The sequence below is a fragment of the Synechococcus sp. CCY9202 genome (genome assembly GCF_034931685.1).
Classification (GTDB): domain Bacteria; phylum Cyanobacteriota; class Cyanobacteriia; order PCC-6307; family Cyanobiaceae; genus CBW1002.
Genome location: NZ_JAYGID010000083.1, coordinates 1 through 1,354, shown reverse-complemented (window position 1 = coordinate 1,354; position 1,354 = coordinate 1). Strand labels below are relative to the sequence as shown.

Genomic DNA, 1,354 nt, shown 5'->3' with positions numbered 1-1,354 from the left:
TGCAGCCCAGGGGTTACAGCGCCGGCCCCCGGGCGGCGATTGAGGCCGCTGCGCCCTGTGGGGGCGCTGCCACCTCAATCACCTGGGGCCTGCGTCTTGCACCTCTGCGGCGGCGGCGCTGAGCAGGGCCGGCAGATCCTCCAGCTCCGGGATGGCGGCCATGCTCTCGGCTGAGAACATGCGGCGTCCCTCCAGCTGCCAGTGCTCGTGCTGCTCCAGCAATACCGCGCCCACCAGGCGGGTGATCGACGCGTCGTTAGGGAAGATGCCGACCACCCTGGTGCGGCGCTTGATCTCCTCGTTGACCCGCTCCAGCAGGTTGGTGCTCCAGACCTTCTTCCAGTGAGGCTGCGGGAAGTGACGGAAGGCCAGCACGTCCTCTCTGGCCTCGTTCATGAGCTCGGTGGCCTTGGGGAAGCGCTCCGCCAGCGAGGCGGCCAGGTCATCCCAGCGGCTGAGGATCTCTCCGGCATCCTCCTGAGCGAACACCGAGCGCAGGGCGGCGGTCACCATGCCTTGGTGGGCCTTGGGGACCCGCTGCAGCAGGTTGCGGGCGAAGTGGACGCGGCAACGCTGCCAGACGCAGCCCTGCAGCTGCCTGCGGATGGCCTTGGTAAGGCCCACGTGGGCGTCGCTGATCACCAGCTTGACGCCAGTGAGGCCGCGCTCCTACTGCTTCGCAGAAGCCTTCGGCTAGAGCGAGGCAATGAACTCGCTCCAGAAGCCCTCGGTTTCGCTGTCGCCCACCTTGAGACCCAGCAACTCCCGGCGGCCGTCCGCGTTCACCCCCATGGCGACGACGACAGCCCGTGAGCAGACCTGCAGGGCCTTGCCCAGCCTGCCCTTGAGGTAGGTGGCATCCAGGTAGACGTAGGCGTAGCCGGACTCCTGCAGGGGCCGGCTCAGGAACGCCTGCACCTGCTGGTCGATCTCCTGGCAGATGCGACTGACCTGGGATTTGGAGATGCCGCTCTGCGATCCCAGGGCCCCCACCAGGGCATCGACCTTGCGGGTGGAGACGCCGCCGATGTAGGCCTCCATGATCACGGCATAGAGGGCCTGATCCACCCGGCGGCGGGGCTCAAGGATCGAGGGCAGGAAGCTGCCGGCCCGCAGTTTGGGGATCAGCAGGTCGATGTCGCCCACCTGGGTGGTGAGGCTGCGGGGCCGGTAGCCGTTGCGGTAGCCGAGCCGTTCCTCGCTGCGCTCATGGCGGTCGGCACCCAGAACGGCGGCAACCTCCAGCTCGATCAGCTGCTGCAGGCCGTGGCGGGCCAGCTCCGGGATCAGCTCGCCGGCACTGCTGCCATCCAGTAGCGGCGCCAGGTCAACTGCGGCACGATGGGTCTTGGGC

1 pseudogene is annotated in these 1,354 nt (G+C 68.2%); it reads right to left on the bottom strand.

The window, feature by feature from the left end:
- Positions 1 to 78: 78 nt before the first annotated feature.
- Positions 79 to 1,354 (bottom strand): annotated as a pseudogene (locus tag VB777_RS11085) (IS256 family transposase); the annotation flags it as partial.